Source organism: Hoyosella levis (assembly GCF_026008515.1).
Classification (GTDB): Bacteria; Actinomycetota; Actinomycetes; order Mycobacteriales; family Mycobacteriaceae; genus Lolliginicoccus; species Lolliginicoccus levis.
In genome coordinates this window covers 18,482-32,607 of sequence record NZ_BQYM01000005.1, presented here as the reverse complement: position 1 = coordinate 32,607, position 14,126 = coordinate 18,482, and the positions used below count along the sequence as shown (strand labels likewise).

Annotated in this window: 14 protein-coding genes; 8 read left to right on the top strand and 6 right to left on the bottom strand. The window is 65.3% G+C overall.

Annotated features, from left to right (window positions below; translation table 11 throughout):
- The first annotated feature begins 40 nt into the window (after positions 1–40).
- Positions 41–1,090 (top strand): hypothetical protein, encoded by a 1,050-nt coding sequence (locus QC765_RS06855; RefSeq protein WP_278313693.1) that lies wholly within the window; start codon positions 41–43, stop codon positions 1,088–1,090.
- 4 nt (positions 1,091–1,094) lie between these two features.
- Here QC765_RS06855 and QC765_RS06850 read toward each other — a convergent pair whose 3' ends face one another.
- Positions 1,095–1,946, bottom strand: coding sequence for an alpha/beta hydrolase (locus QC765_RS06850; protein WP_278313692.1), 852 nt, complete (start codon positions 1,944–1,946; stop codon positions 1,095–1,097).
- 87 nt (positions 1,947–2,033) lie between these two features.
- Here QC765_RS06850 and QC765_RS06845 point away from each other — a divergent pair, with 87 nt between their 5' ends.
- On the top strand, positions 2,034–2,882 hold the full coding sequence (locus QC765_RS06845; protein ID WP_278313691.1) for a pirin family protein: 849 nt from the start codon (positions 2,034–2,036) through the stop codon (positions 2,880–2,882).
- A 175-nt stretch (positions 2,883–3,057) separates the two neighbouring features.
- Here QC765_RS06845 and QC765_RS06840 read toward each other — a convergent pair whose 3' ends face one another.
- On the bottom strand, positions 3,058–3,654 hold the full coding sequence (locus QC765_RS06840) for a DUF6642 family protein (protein WP_373876700.1): 597 nt from the start codon (positions 3,652–3,654) through the stop codon (positions 3,058–3,060).
- Positions 3,655–4,304: 650 nt separating this feature from the next.
- Between QC765_RS06840 and QC765_RS06835 the strand changes: the two genes are divergently transcribed.
- Entirely contained in the window at positions 4,305–4,958 is a 654-nt protein-coding gene (locus tag QC765_RS06835; protein WP_278313689.1) for a hypothetical protein, read from the top strand.
- A 38-nt stretch (positions 4,959–4,996) separates the two neighbouring features.
- Complete coding sequence (locus QC765_RS06830) at positions 4,997–5,407, top strand: hypothetical protein (RefSeq protein WP_278313688.1); 411 nt, start codon at positions 4,997–4,999, stop codon at positions 5,405–5,407.
- A 134-nt stretch (positions 5,408–5,541) separates the two neighbouring features.
- Here the strand turns inward: QC765_RS06830 and QC765_RS06825 are convergent, their stop codons facing one another.
- Together QC765_RS06825 and QC765_RS06820 are read right to left on the bottom strand one after the other, a co-directional pair.
- Entirely contained in the window at positions 5,542–6,723 is a 1,182-nt protein-coding gene (locus QC765_RS06825; protein WP_278313687.1) for a hypothetical protein, read from the bottom strand.
- Between the two features lie 282 nt (positions 6,724–7,005).
- The gene (locus tag QC765_RS06820) at positions 7,006–7,611 is read right to left on the bottom strand and encodes a hypothetical protein (protein ID WP_278313686.1); all 606 of its coding nucleotides are present in this window, start codon (positions 7,609–7,611) and stop codon (positions 7,006–7,008) included.
- A 383-nt stretch (positions 7,612–7,994) separates the two neighbouring features.
- On the opposite strand from QC765_RS06820, the gene QC765_RS06815 reads away from it, so the two are divergent.
- Positions 7,995–8,765, top strand: coding sequence for a glucosamine-6-phosphate deaminase (locus tag QC765_RS06815; RefSeq protein WP_278313685.1), 771 nt, complete (start codon positions 7,995–7,997; stop codon positions 8,763–8,765).
- Between the two features lie 111 nt (positions 8,766–8,876).
- Here the strand turns inward: QC765_RS06815 and QC765_RS06810 are convergent, their stop codons facing one another.
- The gene (locus QC765_RS06810; protein ID WP_278313684.1) at positions 8,877–9,518 is read right to left on the bottom strand and encodes a class I SAM-dependent methyltransferase; all 642 of its coding nucleotides are present in this window, start codon (positions 9,516–9,518) and stop codon (positions 8,877–8,879) included.
- Positions 9,519–9,685: 167 nt separating this feature from the next.
- On the opposite strand from QC765_RS06810, the gene QC765_RS06805 reads away from it, so the two are divergent.
- From QC765_RS06805 to QC765_RS06795, 3 genes are all read left to right on the top strand, one after another.
- The gene (locus QC765_RS06805) at positions 9,686–11,113 is read left to right on the top strand and encodes a dihydrolipoyl dehydrogenase family protein (protein WP_278313683.1); all 1,428 of its coding nucleotides are present in this window, start codon (positions 9,686–9,688) and stop codon (positions 11,111–11,113) included.
- A 578-nt stretch (positions 11,114–11,691) separates the two neighbouring features.
- Positions 11,692–12,399: a DUF8548 family protein gene (locus tag QC765_RS06800; protein WP_278313682.1), complete on the top strand. Its 708-nt coding sequence runs from the start codon at positions 11,692–11,694 to the stop codon at positions 12,397–12,399.
- A 390-nt stretch (positions 12,400–12,789) separates the two neighbouring features.
- Positions 12,790–13,287: a hypothetical protein gene (locus tag QC765_RS06795; RefSeq protein WP_278313681.1), complete on the top strand. Its 498-nt coding sequence runs from the start codon at positions 12,790–12,792 to the stop codon at positions 13,285–13,287.
- Positions 13,288–13,478: 191 nt separating this feature from the next.
- Here QC765_RS06795 and QC765_RS06790 read toward each other — a convergent pair whose 3' ends face one another.
- Positions 13,479–14,063: a hypothetical protein gene (locus QC765_RS06790; protein WP_278313680.1), complete on the bottom strand. Its 585-nt coding sequence runs from the start codon at positions 14,061–14,063 to the stop codon at positions 13,479–13,481.
- Positions 14,064–14,126: the final 63 nt, after the last annotated feature.

Here is a 14,126-nt window from a genome sequence, read left to right as displayed (position 1 = left end):
AGGCAAGCACCAGGTGCGGGGGCACCCTATCCTTGGGTGCGTGACTACCCCCGATGCGACCCCGACCTCATCCAGCTCCGATCTGCTCATCGATGCTTTCTCGCGGTATGTCACCGAGCAACTGACCGGAGATCGCTTCGCCGAGCTCGTGCAGCAGGAGGTCGACCACGCGCTCGTCGCTGCCACGAGGCTGACTCTTGGCGAGGTGATGACCGCCGAGCAGGTGACCGGAGTGGCGCTGAAATATGCGTCCGAGTGGCGCATCGGGGGCGCGATCCCGGAGCTGTCCGGAGAGATCGCGCGGCGCGTGCACGCCCGCACCCTCGTCGTGAGCGATGCCCCCATCAGCGATGTCGTCGATGACGAGCATTTCGCGGGGCTCGCCGAGAAGGTCACGAGCCTGCCCGCGTTCCGCCGGCTCCTCGAGGAGATCGTCGGGAGCCCTGTGACGGCCCGCTGGGTGGCGTTCTTCCTCTACCGCTCCGCGGCAGGGAAGCTGCAGCGGCAGCACGACTCGGCCCGGGCGCTGCCAGGACTGGGAATGCTGCTGGACATCACCGAGCGGATCAGCTCGAGGATCGCGCCACGGGCGGGCCACTCCCTGGAGATCGCCATCCGGGAGCTCGCCGAGCGGACCGCCCAGCGACTGATCGCCCGCCAGCATGTGGACGGCGCGCTGACCGACAACGAGCCCCTCGTCGAGGCGATCCTCGAGCTGTGGGACGAGCACTCGAGCGATCCCGTGGGATCCGTGATCGCCGCGGTCAACCCCGATGACATCGAGGACTTCCTCATCCTGGGGTTCGAGTTCTGGCGCGATTTCCGCCAGACCACCCATTTCCGGAACATCGTCAGCGAGGGCGTGGCCTACTTCTTCGAGAAGTACTCCGCCTCCACCCTCGCGGAACTGCTCGACGAGGTGGGCGTGCACCGCGCGGACATGATCGAGGAAGCAATGCGCTTCGCTCCCCCGATCCTCGAGCTCACCGCCTCCAACGGCATGCTCGACAGCATCGTCGGACGGCTGTTCGGCCCGTTCGCGCACAGCGACGAGGTGCAGGCCCTGCTGAGGGAGCGCCCGAAGGCGTAGGCGACTACTTCGTTGTCGCCCCGGCGAGCCGCGGAGAAAGCCAGTCCAGGAGGTCCCCGAGGACTTGCTGGCGCTCTGGCTCGTTGAACACCTCGTGGTAGAGCCCGTCATACACATGCAAGGTGCATTCAGTGCGGGTCACCAGCTCAGGGATCATGCGGCTGCCGTTGACATCCGCGAGCTGGTCGGCGCTGCCATGCAGGACGACCGTCGGGACGCGCAGCGCCGGGATGCGCGCGGGCAGCGATTCCATCGTCAGCACCAGGTGCCGGGCAATGCCGGCCGGGATCATCCCGTGATGCACCAGCGGATCCGCCTTGTAGCGCTCCACGACACCCGGATCGCGGGAGACAGACGCGGGATCGATCTTCTCCACCGGGACCCACGGCAGGAACCGCCCGAGCACCTTGCCGACCGCGATCACGACCTTGGGAGTTCCGGTAGCGAGGGTCACGGCGGGCGCGGACAGCACCAGCGCGTCGAGATCGCGGGGACGATCGAGGGCGTAGGTCAGCGCGATCGCGCCGCCCATGCTGTGGCCAAGGAGGATCAGCGGCACGTCCGGCACCGCATCACGGGCGATGTCGAGCATCGTGCCGAGGTCGTCGAGGAAGTCCTGCCAGTCACGCAGCGCCATCCGGCGGCCGGCAGATCGGCCGTGGCCCCGATGATCGAGGGCATACACCGCGATCCCGCGAGCGGTGAGATCCGCAGCAACATCCGCGTAGCGGCGGGCATGCTCGCCGAGACCGTGCGCGATGACCATCACGGCGGCGGGATCGGCATCAGGCTTCCATACCTGGTAGACAATCTGTGTTCCCTGCACGCCATTGAACGACGACTCCGAATGCTCCACGGGCTCGATTGTAGGCACCCGACCGGGCAGAGCGGTGGTGGCGCAGCGGGCGCGCCCCGGAGAATGAACGCGAACGGAATAGCTGACATGACCCCATCATCGCCCCGGCCATCCATGCCGCGGCCCTCGCCCGCGGCACGCATCGTTCGCGCCGAGGAGCGCTTCCACACCAGCACTGACTGGTCCGACGCCTGGTACAGCTTCTCCTTCGGCCCGCACTACGACCCCGCCAACACCCATCACGGCTGCCTGCTCATCCACAACGACGAGACCCTCGCCCCCGGCACCGGCTTCGACATGCACTCCCACCGCGACAGCGAGATCATCACCTGGGTGCTTGAGGGAAGCCTCGTGCACCGCGACACCCGCGGCAACGTCGGCATCATCCGCCCGGGGCAGGTGCAGCGGCTCAGCGCGGGCGCCGGCGTCGAGCACTCCGAGCGCAACGATCCCGACCCCGGTGCCACTGCCTCGCAGGGTGCCACTGCCTCGCCCGGTGCCAACGTCCGGTTCCTGCAGATGACGGTGACACCTACCAGAACCGGTGGCGCCCCGGACTACGCGCAGGCCGACGTCGCCCGCGAGCTCGATGCGGGTACCTGGGTCGTCCTCGCCTCCGGCATGGCCAAGCACCACGACACTGCCGCCATCACCCTCGGCAACACCCATGCCGCCCTGCACGCCGCGCGGCCTGGTGCGGGCACTTCGCTCGAACTGCCCTCGGCCCCGTGGGTTCACCTGCACGTCGCGCGCGGAACTGTCACGTTTCGGGGCGGGGCGGTGGCGGGCGGTGCCGGCGGCGATGCCCTCGGCGGCGAGCTCGAGCTGCGGGCCGGAGACTCAGTGCGGCTCACCGGTGCGGGCGGCAGTTTTTCGGCTGGAGAGGCTGGTGCTGAGGTGCTGGTATGGGAGATGCACGCTGGCTTGTGGGCTTAGGCGGGCGCGGTGGGATGCGGCGGGCGCGCCGGGCGGCTCCGATGCCAGCGAGGTGGCCAGCGCGGATGCAAACGCGATAGAAGCCGCGGAGATGCCAGGTCAGCTTCTATCGCGTTTGACGGCTTCCCGTGCTTTTGGCGACGGGCGGTGTTCCAGGCGCGCCACTAGACGAGAGTCAGTGATCGTCGACCCACTTCGCGGTGGCCATTCTGAAGCCGAGCCGCTTGGCCAGCACGGGATGATCCCGATAAAGCCTCTTGTACGCGGGCTTGAGCTGGGTCGCGGTGCATAGCGTTTCGATGGCGATGATCTCGAAAGCTGCGCTCTCGACCCAATCAATCTCGCTCGTATACCCGCTGATCGCTCGGACCTTAGTACGGCGACAGAAATCAATCAGCTGTTCATCCGGGATCGACAGGACCTTGCAGGAGCCGAAGTGAAGAATTTTTCCCTCCGCCCGCGTGCCAAGCATGTCGGCCAGGCCCTCCAGGGTCAGCCCCTCCATGTCCTCATCCGCCCGGTCAGCGTTCACAAGGTCAAGCTCGCCCGGCGAACCATGGTAAGCGAGGTAGCAGAACTCGTAACCCTGCTTGCGACTGCTAAGCCAGCGATCAAGATTGTGTCGTAGCTCGTCCTCCGTCGTCGCATCGCGGTGCACGAAGCGAATTTTCCCGAGGCTCTTCAAGAGTTCGAGGCTCGGCCTAATGGTCACTGGGCTCTCGAGGTTTTCCCACTCGCCCTCAAAACAGACAACCCCTGGTGGATTCGCCAACTGTCGCTCCCTTCAATCCGCTGAGCAGCAACCGATTTTTGTCAGTGCCTCGTGCGATCATAACTGCAACCCCGCAGAGAGGAACACACAAAACAATGATGCGCATTCCACCGGACCGAGGGCCCTACCCCAAAATCGGACAGATCGACCTGGAGTCCGGTTTCGCGCTTGATGTCCCGCTTGGCCTCCAGCAGGCCCCACCGTTCTGGGCCGAGCACCCGCACCTTGTCGAACGCATCAGGGAACTGCGGCGAAGCGCAGGAATTGTCATTGCGGATGACCTTCTTGCACCACTCCCGACCGTGCCTCCAGACCGGCCCAGGACTTCTCCACCCCGACGAGTTTCGGGGCATCGCGCTCCCATCCGACGGCACGGCTCGCCAGATCAATTACGTGCTCGCCACCCTGTACTGCGAGACCGCCGCCGCGCGGCGAATCCCATCTGCATATCGTGCCTGCAGCGCGTAGATTGCAACGATCCCGGTATCGGTTCACTGCCTGCGGACAAGACCGACTCTGTTGTCCTGATCTGCGCCAACTGCACCGATGCGACCGATCGCGACACCGGGGCAATCACAGCTTCGGAGCCCCAGTGCCCACGTTGTGCTGCCTTCCGCACGCAGCGCAAATCTGAGGACCAATGGATGTGCATGGCCTGCAACCATTGCTGGGTGCCGCCATGGCTGGCCGCCGAGCACTCGGCCCAGGCTGGAGAGCACTGCGAGATTGAGCCGCTGTGGCGACGCAACCGGGATAGCCGCATCGCCATCGCTCGAAAACTTCCTGGCCGGGCGATTTTCGAGCCGGTGATAATGTTGTGCGCTCCTGAGACGCCGAACGAGATCATGCGGTTGCTCGATTCGATCGTGCAAATCACGTTCGCAGGCGATTGGTCGGCAGCCCTTGATGTGCTCGTTGACCAAAGCACCTGCACATGGGAATTCCTCGATCCTGCTACGAATGAATTCAGCAAATCAATCGGAAATCGCTGTCGCGAAGTACTTTACCCAGGACGGATGCCCCATCGGGTTGTTGCGGGTGTCGGCGTGACGACTTCGTGGAGGCGTCCAGGAAGGCACCGCCGAGCTGCCGAAATAGGAGGGCCCTCGGAGGAGTGGTTCGGCACAGACTATGGATTCATTATCGCAACGGACGGCTCCGCTGACGTCCTAGCCGCCTCCACCGAGGATGATCAGCAGATCTGGGACTACCTGTTCACGATCGCGCCGACGGACTATGGGCGGTCCGCTGAAACTCATGACGCGATATCTGACAGCTGCGACGACACAGGCAAGACATGGTGACCGAGGACTATTTCTCACAAGTGCAGCTACCGTCCCAGATGTACTCGCACCAACGGTTCCGCACCACGGCACGTCATCGCGAACTCATTGGCGAGATGCGAGAGCTCTCGACGAGCTGGGCACAGCAAGCACTCCTGGCATGCCTTGAACATCTCCTGGACAGCCTGGTGACCGAAGCATGGTGCATCGGCGTCATCGACGCATACCTGGATGGCGATGACGGATTCTGCGTCATCTACCGTTTCGGCACCTACTCCAGGACGCTTGGACTGCGACGCTGCGACGACAACGGACACCCTCAGGTCTACGGAGACAGCGCCAGCGATATCGGACGAGAGATTGCTGACTTCGACATCGGCGAGCCCCTCGGCACGGTGAGCCTAAGGCTGCGCCACGACCCCAGTACCGATACATGGTGGTGGGGAGACCTCCACCGACCCGAGCGATAAGCGCTGCAACAACTCCACGACGAGGAGGTAGCGCTCGCCATCGCGGGACTGCCCGCCGGTGTCCAGAAGCTACTCACCGCGCCCGGCCTGGCTTTTCTGTGCCGCGCCGAGAGGTGGGAGCTCGTCTCCTCGCACTAGTCACGCAGGCTCAGGACGCCGGTCATTCCGAGCACATTGCTTCTGTTTTTCGTGTGCGCGTCGATCAGCTCGTCAAGCCAGGGCAACGGGATAGGACCGAGATCACGCTCCCCGGTCAACAAGTCGAACTCGCTGTAGCTCGCTGCCAGGCTGTCATCGATATGGGCGATCGTGGTGCCCCGGATCGCACTGAGCGAATCCGTCCCCCCAGGCAGTTCGGCGACCAGTGACGCCCTGGCCACGGCACCCGTAGCCTGGGTGCCGACGGGCACCGAGAGAACCTCGCCCGCCGCAGTGATCCAGTACAGCACACTGTCCACCAGTGCCATCGTCCCGCGCATTACCGACTCGTCGAAGCCCCCAATGTCCAGGTCCATCACCGTCCTCGCGCCATCCGCAGTGCTGATCCGCACCAGCGACAACCCGGGTGAGCCAGTCTGGTCGAGACGGGACTCAGGGGAGGCATAGATAGCGTGAAGCGCACTGCCATCGGGCGCGCAGACCATCGACGGGTAGGCCGAGCGATAACCGGACTCCTGCTCCCAGGACGCGATGCGCTCCGGCTCGCCGCCGCGTTGGCTGCGGTAGAGGTGGTGCCAGTCCTGATCGCCCCCAAGGCTGAGCAGGTCCCGGGAGATGGCGTAGTGGTGCTCGCCGCAATGAGCGATCGTGGTCACATACCCGGGGACCGAGCCAACCACGATCCCACCACTATCGATCTCGGCGAACGAGTCGGCACTGGCCCCATCGATTCGCCCAGCGTCAAACCATAGGATCGCGGCGGACTCGTCGCTCGCAGAGGTGCCGGCGCGGATCGTGTGCTCACCGATCGGCACATCGGTCCGGCCCTCTGGCGTGAGATTGATGAGCGCCTCTGCGGTCGCGGTGACCAAACCATCACCGAGGCCGAGCACACGGTTGGAATAGATCCCGGGCCCCACGATGCTCCCGAGCCGCGTCCCCTCGGCATTGAAGAGAATGGTCCGTGCATCGCTATCGCCGGGCTTTGCCTTGATGTCTACGGGACTGACAGTCACCGCGGCGACCGCATCCTCGGGAAGCGACTCGATCTGGTCAGCGGGTGCTGGAAGGCCCGCGCTCGATGTGCAGCCCACGACGAGAATCAGCTGGGCGGCAAGCCCGGCACAGGAAAAACAGCGCATCACCTGGTAGTTCATCAGTACTCTCTCTTCGGCTCGCCCACAGCGCGTTCTCCTGCCCTGGTCGCATGCCTCCACGACGCAACGATGTTGATCCGCCAAAGCCTACGAAACCTTCGTGTGGCCTGCCCTCGCCGCATTGGGGTTGATGATCGCTTTCCTCGCGCGCTCGGATTTCAATGCTGCGCGGCCAGAGTGCGAACAGGTGGCGATTGAAATTGTTGCCGATCAAGAACCAACCAGATCATACGATGTCCGGATTGGTCGGTTTCAGGTCCGCGAAGCCCATGTGCACGAGCACTAGCTCTCCACTGCCACCCGCGAGCGCTCGACCCGTCCCATGCTGGCGGCAAGGAGCAGCACAGCACCTACCGCCAAGCCAGCCCACGGGATGTTCTGCACGTTCATCAGCGACGACCACGGATCAGCCCATGTGGTGGTCACGCCGTCAAGCATCGTCCAGTGCACCAGGGCTCGGACGACATGCACCACTATTGCGCCGAGGAAGAGGTAATAGCCCAGGATGCGCGCGATCGCCAGCGGACGCGGCGAGAAAGCCCCGTGCCTGTCGATGACGCGCAGGAGGATCGCCGCGATCACGAAAGCCCCGTAGATCCACAGCGCAGGTGTCCACCATTGGACGTAGCTCGCGATGGTCTGCGCGGTGCTGGGATCCCCCAGGCACACCTCGGCGCCCCCACGGACCACCGCCGAAGCGCCGGGCATCAAGCCAGTCGGGCCTGGATAGTCGAACTCCGCCGATTGAATCGCTACATCCGGCGTGCACACCCCTGGGCCTTGGGGCGCGGACCACAGATCCACGAGCAGCGGCCCGGCGAGGCTTGCCACGAGGTAGAGCCCGCCCAGGGTCACGCCCAGACCAACGATCCCCCTCGCCAGTCCCATCGGAAAGCCATACCTGCGCGAGACTTCCTGTCTCATCGCGGTCCCCCGTCCCCCGCCACTCGTTCAGCGCCTTGTACGCGTGATTTCGATGCCAACGTATCAAGCAGCACGAACCGTCGCAGGCTGAGCCGACCGCGCCCGCAAACGCGATAGAAGCCGCGGAAAACCCGGGCCGATTTCTACCGCGTTTGACATTATCCGGTGCTTTTGCCGGACAGGGCGCTCACCGACAACGGCGGCCCGCGCACGCTAGGCCCACGAGCGGCACACCATCATGATCGCGTTTTGGTCGCCTGGCCACCACGGATGGGGCAGCATGGGAACCAGCGGGCCGCCGCGAAGGCCGGACCGCGCCCCAGCATGCCGGAAGGAGGCTCCGACGAGTGGATGTCGTCATCGCGGCCGATCCCGCCGGGGCCGCCAAGGCTGCTGCCGATATCGTTGCCCGCGCGCTGCGGCACCGAGCGGTCAACCTGGGTGTCGCGACGGGATCCTCGCCGGTTCCCGCCTACCAGGAGCTCGCCCAGCGGGCACAGCGTGGCGAGCTCTCCTTCGGCCACGCGAGGGTGTTCCTGCTCGATGAATACGTGGGCCTGCCGCGTGGGCACGCGGAGTCCTATCACCAGGTGATCCGCCGCGACTTCACCGAAGCGGCAGGCATTCCTGATAGTCGCATCGAGGGACCGCGCGGTGATGCCGCCGATCTCATCGCTGAGGCTGATCGCTATGACCACGTGATCACCACGCATGGTGGCATTGACCTGCAGATCCTCGGCATCGGCACGAATGGGCACATCGCGTTCAACGAGCCCCCGTCGTCGCTGTCGAGCCGGACCCGGGTGGTGGCGCTCGCCGAGCAGACCCGGGAGGACAACAGCCGGTTCTTCCATCACATCGATGACGTGCCCCAGCTAGCGCTCACCCAGGGCCTCGGCACGATCAGCGAGGCTCGCGAGATCGTGCTCATCGCGACCGGCGCGCACAAGTCCCCCGCGGTCGCCGCCGCCGTGGAGGGCCCGCTGGCCGCCCGGTGCCCGGCATCGATCCTGCAATGGCACCCGCGCGCGACGTTCGTCGTGGATGCGGCAGCGGCGAGCCAGCTGGAGCTGCCGGCCTATGGGCGCGAGCGCAAGGGCACGCGCGACCACGCGTAGTCGCGCCGGATCCCGGCTCGGCCATCGTTCTCTAGTGGAGACTTTTCCCGCCTCGACCGGGAGAAGTTTCCACTCCCAGCGGTAGACCTCGCCCCACAGCCACCGCACCGGCTAACGCACGGTCCCTACCCTTACCTGGATATGTCCACCGCGCACGCTTCGAGCCGTGATGTCGTCGCAGTAGTGGTCGAGCATGGTCCAGGGGCGGGCGTGGATGTCGGATCCGCCCGCGCGGCAGGCCAGTTTGGCGAGCGGTGACCACAGCGCGGCGCGGCCCTGCGGTGGCTGCATATCGACGATCGCGAGGCGCGCGCCAGGCCGGCAAGCGGCGGCCATTGTGGCGAGCGCTGCCGGCCAGTCGTCCATGAGGGATAGCGCGTAGGTGGCGATAGCGGCGTCGTAGCCAGCACCATCGATCGGTTCGCGCAATCGCGCGGCGGGCACCGTGGTGGCGTCCCCCGCAAGGACTTGCACGTTCGACCAGCCCCGCGAACGCGCCTTTCGCCGTGCCTGCTCGACCATGTGCGTGCTCGCGTCGACGCCCACGATGCGCCCGCTGGGGCCGATGCGGCGCTGCAGCCAGGAAAAATTCAGCCCGGTTCCGCACCCGACGTCGAGGACCCGGGCGCCTGCCTCGAGGTGGAGCAGGGGTATCGCTGCCGCGCGGCCCGCGCCGTAGATCGGCCATTCGGCGGAGATCACGTCGTAGAAGCGGGCGGATACGGTGTACTTGGATGGGAACGTGGGCGGCACGGGGCTCCCTAGGTCTTGGGGTGAGCTGGCACGTTGGCGTAGTGCTGCCAGGCTGTGGTGGGGGCTGGCTGCTGCTTCCTACTCTGCCTTGCCTGCCCGCTTGGCCATTGCCCGGTCCTGCCCAGGTCCGAGTGAAGGAAATGATCGATGACCCGCCGGGAGGCCCCGTGAGCAGTGACAGCGACATTCGTGACCTCGTGGTCGTCGGCGGCGGAGCGGCAGGAATGGTGGCCGCGAAGACGGCAGTCAAGCTCGGCGCCAGCGCAATGCTGATCGAGTCTGGCCGCACGGGCGGCGACTGCTTGTGGACAGGGTGCGTGCCGTCGAAGTCCCTGCTGGCCGCAGCGCATCATGTGGCGGCCGCGCGTCATGCCGCGAGCCTTGGGGTGCATTTCGACGAGCCAGTTGTGGACTTCGCGGCGGTGATGCGGCATGTGCGCTCGGCGATCTCCACGATCGAGCCGATCGATACGCCGGAGGCGCTGGAGTCCGAGGGCATCGAGGTGCGATCCGGCCACGCAGTGTTCTCCACTGACAACACCGTCGTGGTCGATGGCGACCCCATTCGGTTCCGGCAGGCGGTCATCGCCACCGGCGCTTCCCCCGTGCTGCCCCCGATCCCGGGACTAGCGGATCATGCGCCATTGACCAGCGAGACCATCTGGGACATCGAGGACCTGCCTCGCCGCCTCCTCGTGATCGGTGGGGGAAGCATTGGTTGCGAGCTCGGGCAGGCGTTCGCGCGGCTCGGCTCCACCGTCACGATCGTCGAGGCCGCGCCCCGCATCCTGATGGGCGAGCCCGAGGACGCGTCACGTATCGTGGCGCGCTCGCTCGAGGATGATGGCGTGAAAGTGGTCACGGGCGCATCAGTGGAGAGCTTCGCGGACTCGCGGGCACGCTTGTCCGATGGCACGGTGGTCGATTTCGACCGGGTACTGGTGAGCGTGGGCCGCGCGGCGCGCACCTCCGGACTCGGGCTCGATCAGATCGGCGTCCGCACCAACGATCGAGGCCAGGTCATCGTCTCGCCCACGCTGCGCACCACCAATCCGCGCATCTGGGCCGCGGGGGACGTGACGCCGCTCCCCCAGTTCACCCATGCCGCTGGCTCGTTCGGCAGCATCGCCGCGAGCAACGCGGTGCTCGGGCTTCGCCGCAAGGCTGGCACCACAGTGGTCCCGCGGGTCACCTATACCGACCCCGAGGTGGCATCGGTGGGCGTGAGCGATCCATCGTCCGCGAGCCGGTTGACAGCCCGCACGATCAGCCATGACCACCTCGACCGGGCGATCACCGAGCACTCCACCGATGGGTTCTCCCGGCTGATCCTTGATCACAAGGCGCGGATCATCGGTGGCACCGTGGTCAGCCCACGGGCGGGCGAGACCATTGGCGAAGTGACGCTCGCGGTGCGGCTCGGCCTGCGCGCACGCGATCTCGCCGCCACGATGCACCCGTACCCGACCTACAACGACGGAATCTGGAACGCCGCGATCGCTGACACCCGCGAGCAGCTCGCGTCCCCCGGCGCCCAGCGCGCGATGGGTGCGCTGTCCTCGCTGCGGCGGACCTGGCTGAGGATCGCGCGGTAGGGGCGCTAGTTTCCTGTTGCACCAGACTAGCTGCCGGGGAGGGGGCTGGTGGCACTCGTGGTTGTACTCGACTGTCGTCCACGCATCGGACTGCTCTCGGCCAGCTCGCTGCAGCCCACGGCTGCAGATTCCGAACGACCTCGGAACCCTCGCGATGCGAGGTTCCGGGCTAAGCACCGCGTTCGCTGCCTGCACACGCCCGCGGGCCGCGGCCTCGATCCACCGCACCTATGCGTCACATCGACACACTTTGGGGTGGCACCTCTGATAATGCTACAAGTTAGGTGTTTCACACAGAATGTCGAATCTTCGCGAACAATCTGACCGCATGGCGTCAGGCGGATTTTTCTACTGTCTCGGTCACCACCGGCTCAAACGCTCATTGGTAGACCCATCCGCTAGCAACCACGCTCCGGTGAGCATCAAACAGCAACGGAGTTGCGCAGCGGCACGACGGGCGTCCCCACCGTGGCTTCCCGTTACGGGCAAACATGTCAGTGCCATCGGGCAATATCAAGCGCGCATCGCCGACGACGTTGCCCGGCGCCGCCCCGAAACCTAGCTACTTCAAGGAGCAGATGATGATCGATGATGTTGCCGCGCTTGCGCGCCTGATCACCGCGTGCGACCGTGACCTCGGCGATCCTGTCCTCTGGTTCAAACCCGATGGCTATCCGGATTCGCTCGCGCTCTGCATGATTGATTCAATCTATTCGACCGGCAGCCACTACAACTCGGTGGTCAACGTCATCAAGCGGTACCGCGCCTATCGCGGCGACCAAGGCGGTGACGCTTACACCGACGGGCTGACCGAGCTGCTCGCAACCTTTGATGAATTGGGTGGCAGTCGTTCGTGGGCGGACAAGATCGGCAACCGCAAGCCGGTCTCCACACAGGCAGCAGCAGCCCTGAAGTCCGACGCGATCGAAACTGCTGCACGCGCACTTCTCGCCCTCAACATCAACAGCACCGCTGATCTGAGGGACGCCGCGGCCGCGGGGAACAGCTCGCCAAAAGCCGCGTGGCTCGCCGCCCCCGGCCAACGCACTGGCTTAACCTGGGACTACGCGCAAATGCTGGCAAACATCCCCGGAGTCAAAGCCGACCGAATGGTCGTGCGTTACGTCGCGCGAGAGCTGGAAGTCGATGTGAGTGACCTCGCGTCTAAACGTGCGGCGTCGCTTGTCGCCGCGGTTGCAGCGCAAAGAGGCTGGAATGTCATCCACCTCGATCACGCGATCTGGCGCTTCGAATCGGGGCGCAGGGTAAACCGAGCGGAAGGCTAGAGTCACGTACACAGCGCGGCTCATCTGCCTGCACCGACGGCCGCACGTGCGCGCCCTGCGCTGTCACGCCATGGTCGGCTCGATGGGTCGCGTCGGGTCCTCCGGGCAACAATGCCGCCATCGAGAACTTCTTCGTCCGCGCGACAAGAGCGTCCTCGAGGAGGCTCCGGGATCACCCGCGACGAACTCCAGATCGCGATGGTGACCTGGATCGTACGGAATTACTGCCCTGCGCCGCGGGGAAGAAACCCTGGGACGATTGACCGCAGTCAAGCATGAGTCCATCATGTGCCAGCCGCTCAGGCGGAAGCGAAGCTGCGCAAGTGCTGCATTGAAGGTCGCTCATCGGCCTAGCGTCTACATGTCAGACCCCTAGTCTTCAATGCTTCCATGACGCCTACCCAAAGCCGGCCCGACTGGCGGCCATTCATGCACGCCTACGCCCACTACAAGGGAACGCGCGGGCTGCCCCCACATCTCGCCACCTTCCACGAAAAGCGCTACCGCCTGTACTGCGACCTCGTCGGCATAGACCCTGACAACTCCGAGCACGCCGATCCCAGGGCCATGCGCTCTAGGGACATGCTTCTCATGGATAAGCATGTGATGCACCGCCATGTGTTGGCCGCGATCGCAACGGAGTACAGGACGCTTTCAGCACCGTGGGCGGGTTTGACATTCGGACCCAAACCAGTGGGTGCGGTAATCAGACGATACGACGAATCAGTCAGGGACCTCATTCTCCGGCAGCAGGAAATCTACCTCGACGCAATGGTAGACGCCGCTGAGTTCATCTGGGGCCCATGCCCACGGGCAGTTAGCGACGAGGAACTCGAGCAGCACAAAGTAAGCGCCGAGCATCATCCACCCTTGGCGGACTACCTCTAGACGGGGTCGTCCAGATTGCATGGACAATAAGGAACATTCTCTATCCATATGCCAGCCCGGCGCGCCCGCTGCTAGACCAGCGCCGCGCCGTTCCCACCGCCCCCAACACCCGCCCGCCAGTGGAAACCTTTCACCACTCACAGAGGAAAAGTTTCCACTCCGCGCGGCCAACCAGCGGCCACCGCAAAGCGCTACCAGGCGTTGACAATTGCCCCATCGCCACCGACGCACCCCACCGATTCCGCGCCTGCGGGGTAGTAGAGGCAGGTCAGGGAGTAGGACTGGCCAGTAACCGGGCTGTCGGCGACCACGGTCCAGACGACTTCGTCATCGGCGATATCCATGGTGTTCAGCTCAACGCGGACCGCCTCGGCGAACTCGCATGTGGTGCTCGTGCCCGTGATGCCTGAGTTGCTCCAGCGGTCGCCCGGACGGGGCGAGGACGAGCAGGGCTGCACGCCAGCCGGAGGCGCGGCGATGCCCCGTTCCGGCGCGGGAGCATCGGAGAAGGGCAGTGGATCATCCTGCGCAATGGGCTCGTCCAGCGATTCGCTAGGCGCAACAGGCACAGGCTCGGGATCAGGCAGCGGGCTCGCGCCGCGCACCTCGAACAGCCAGTACAGGAATCCGATAAATCCGCCGAGCAGGCCGAGCATGACGACGACGAGCAGGATCACGAGGCTAAGCAGGGATTTCTTGCGCGGCAATCCATGGCCCTGGCGCGAGGGGTGAGGCATGGCTGGCATGACCTGGGGCGGGCCCACCGGAGGAGGCATGCCCGGGTTCCCGGTTGGGCCCGCTCCGGACCCCGGTACCGGCCCCGAGGCCGACGCAGGTCC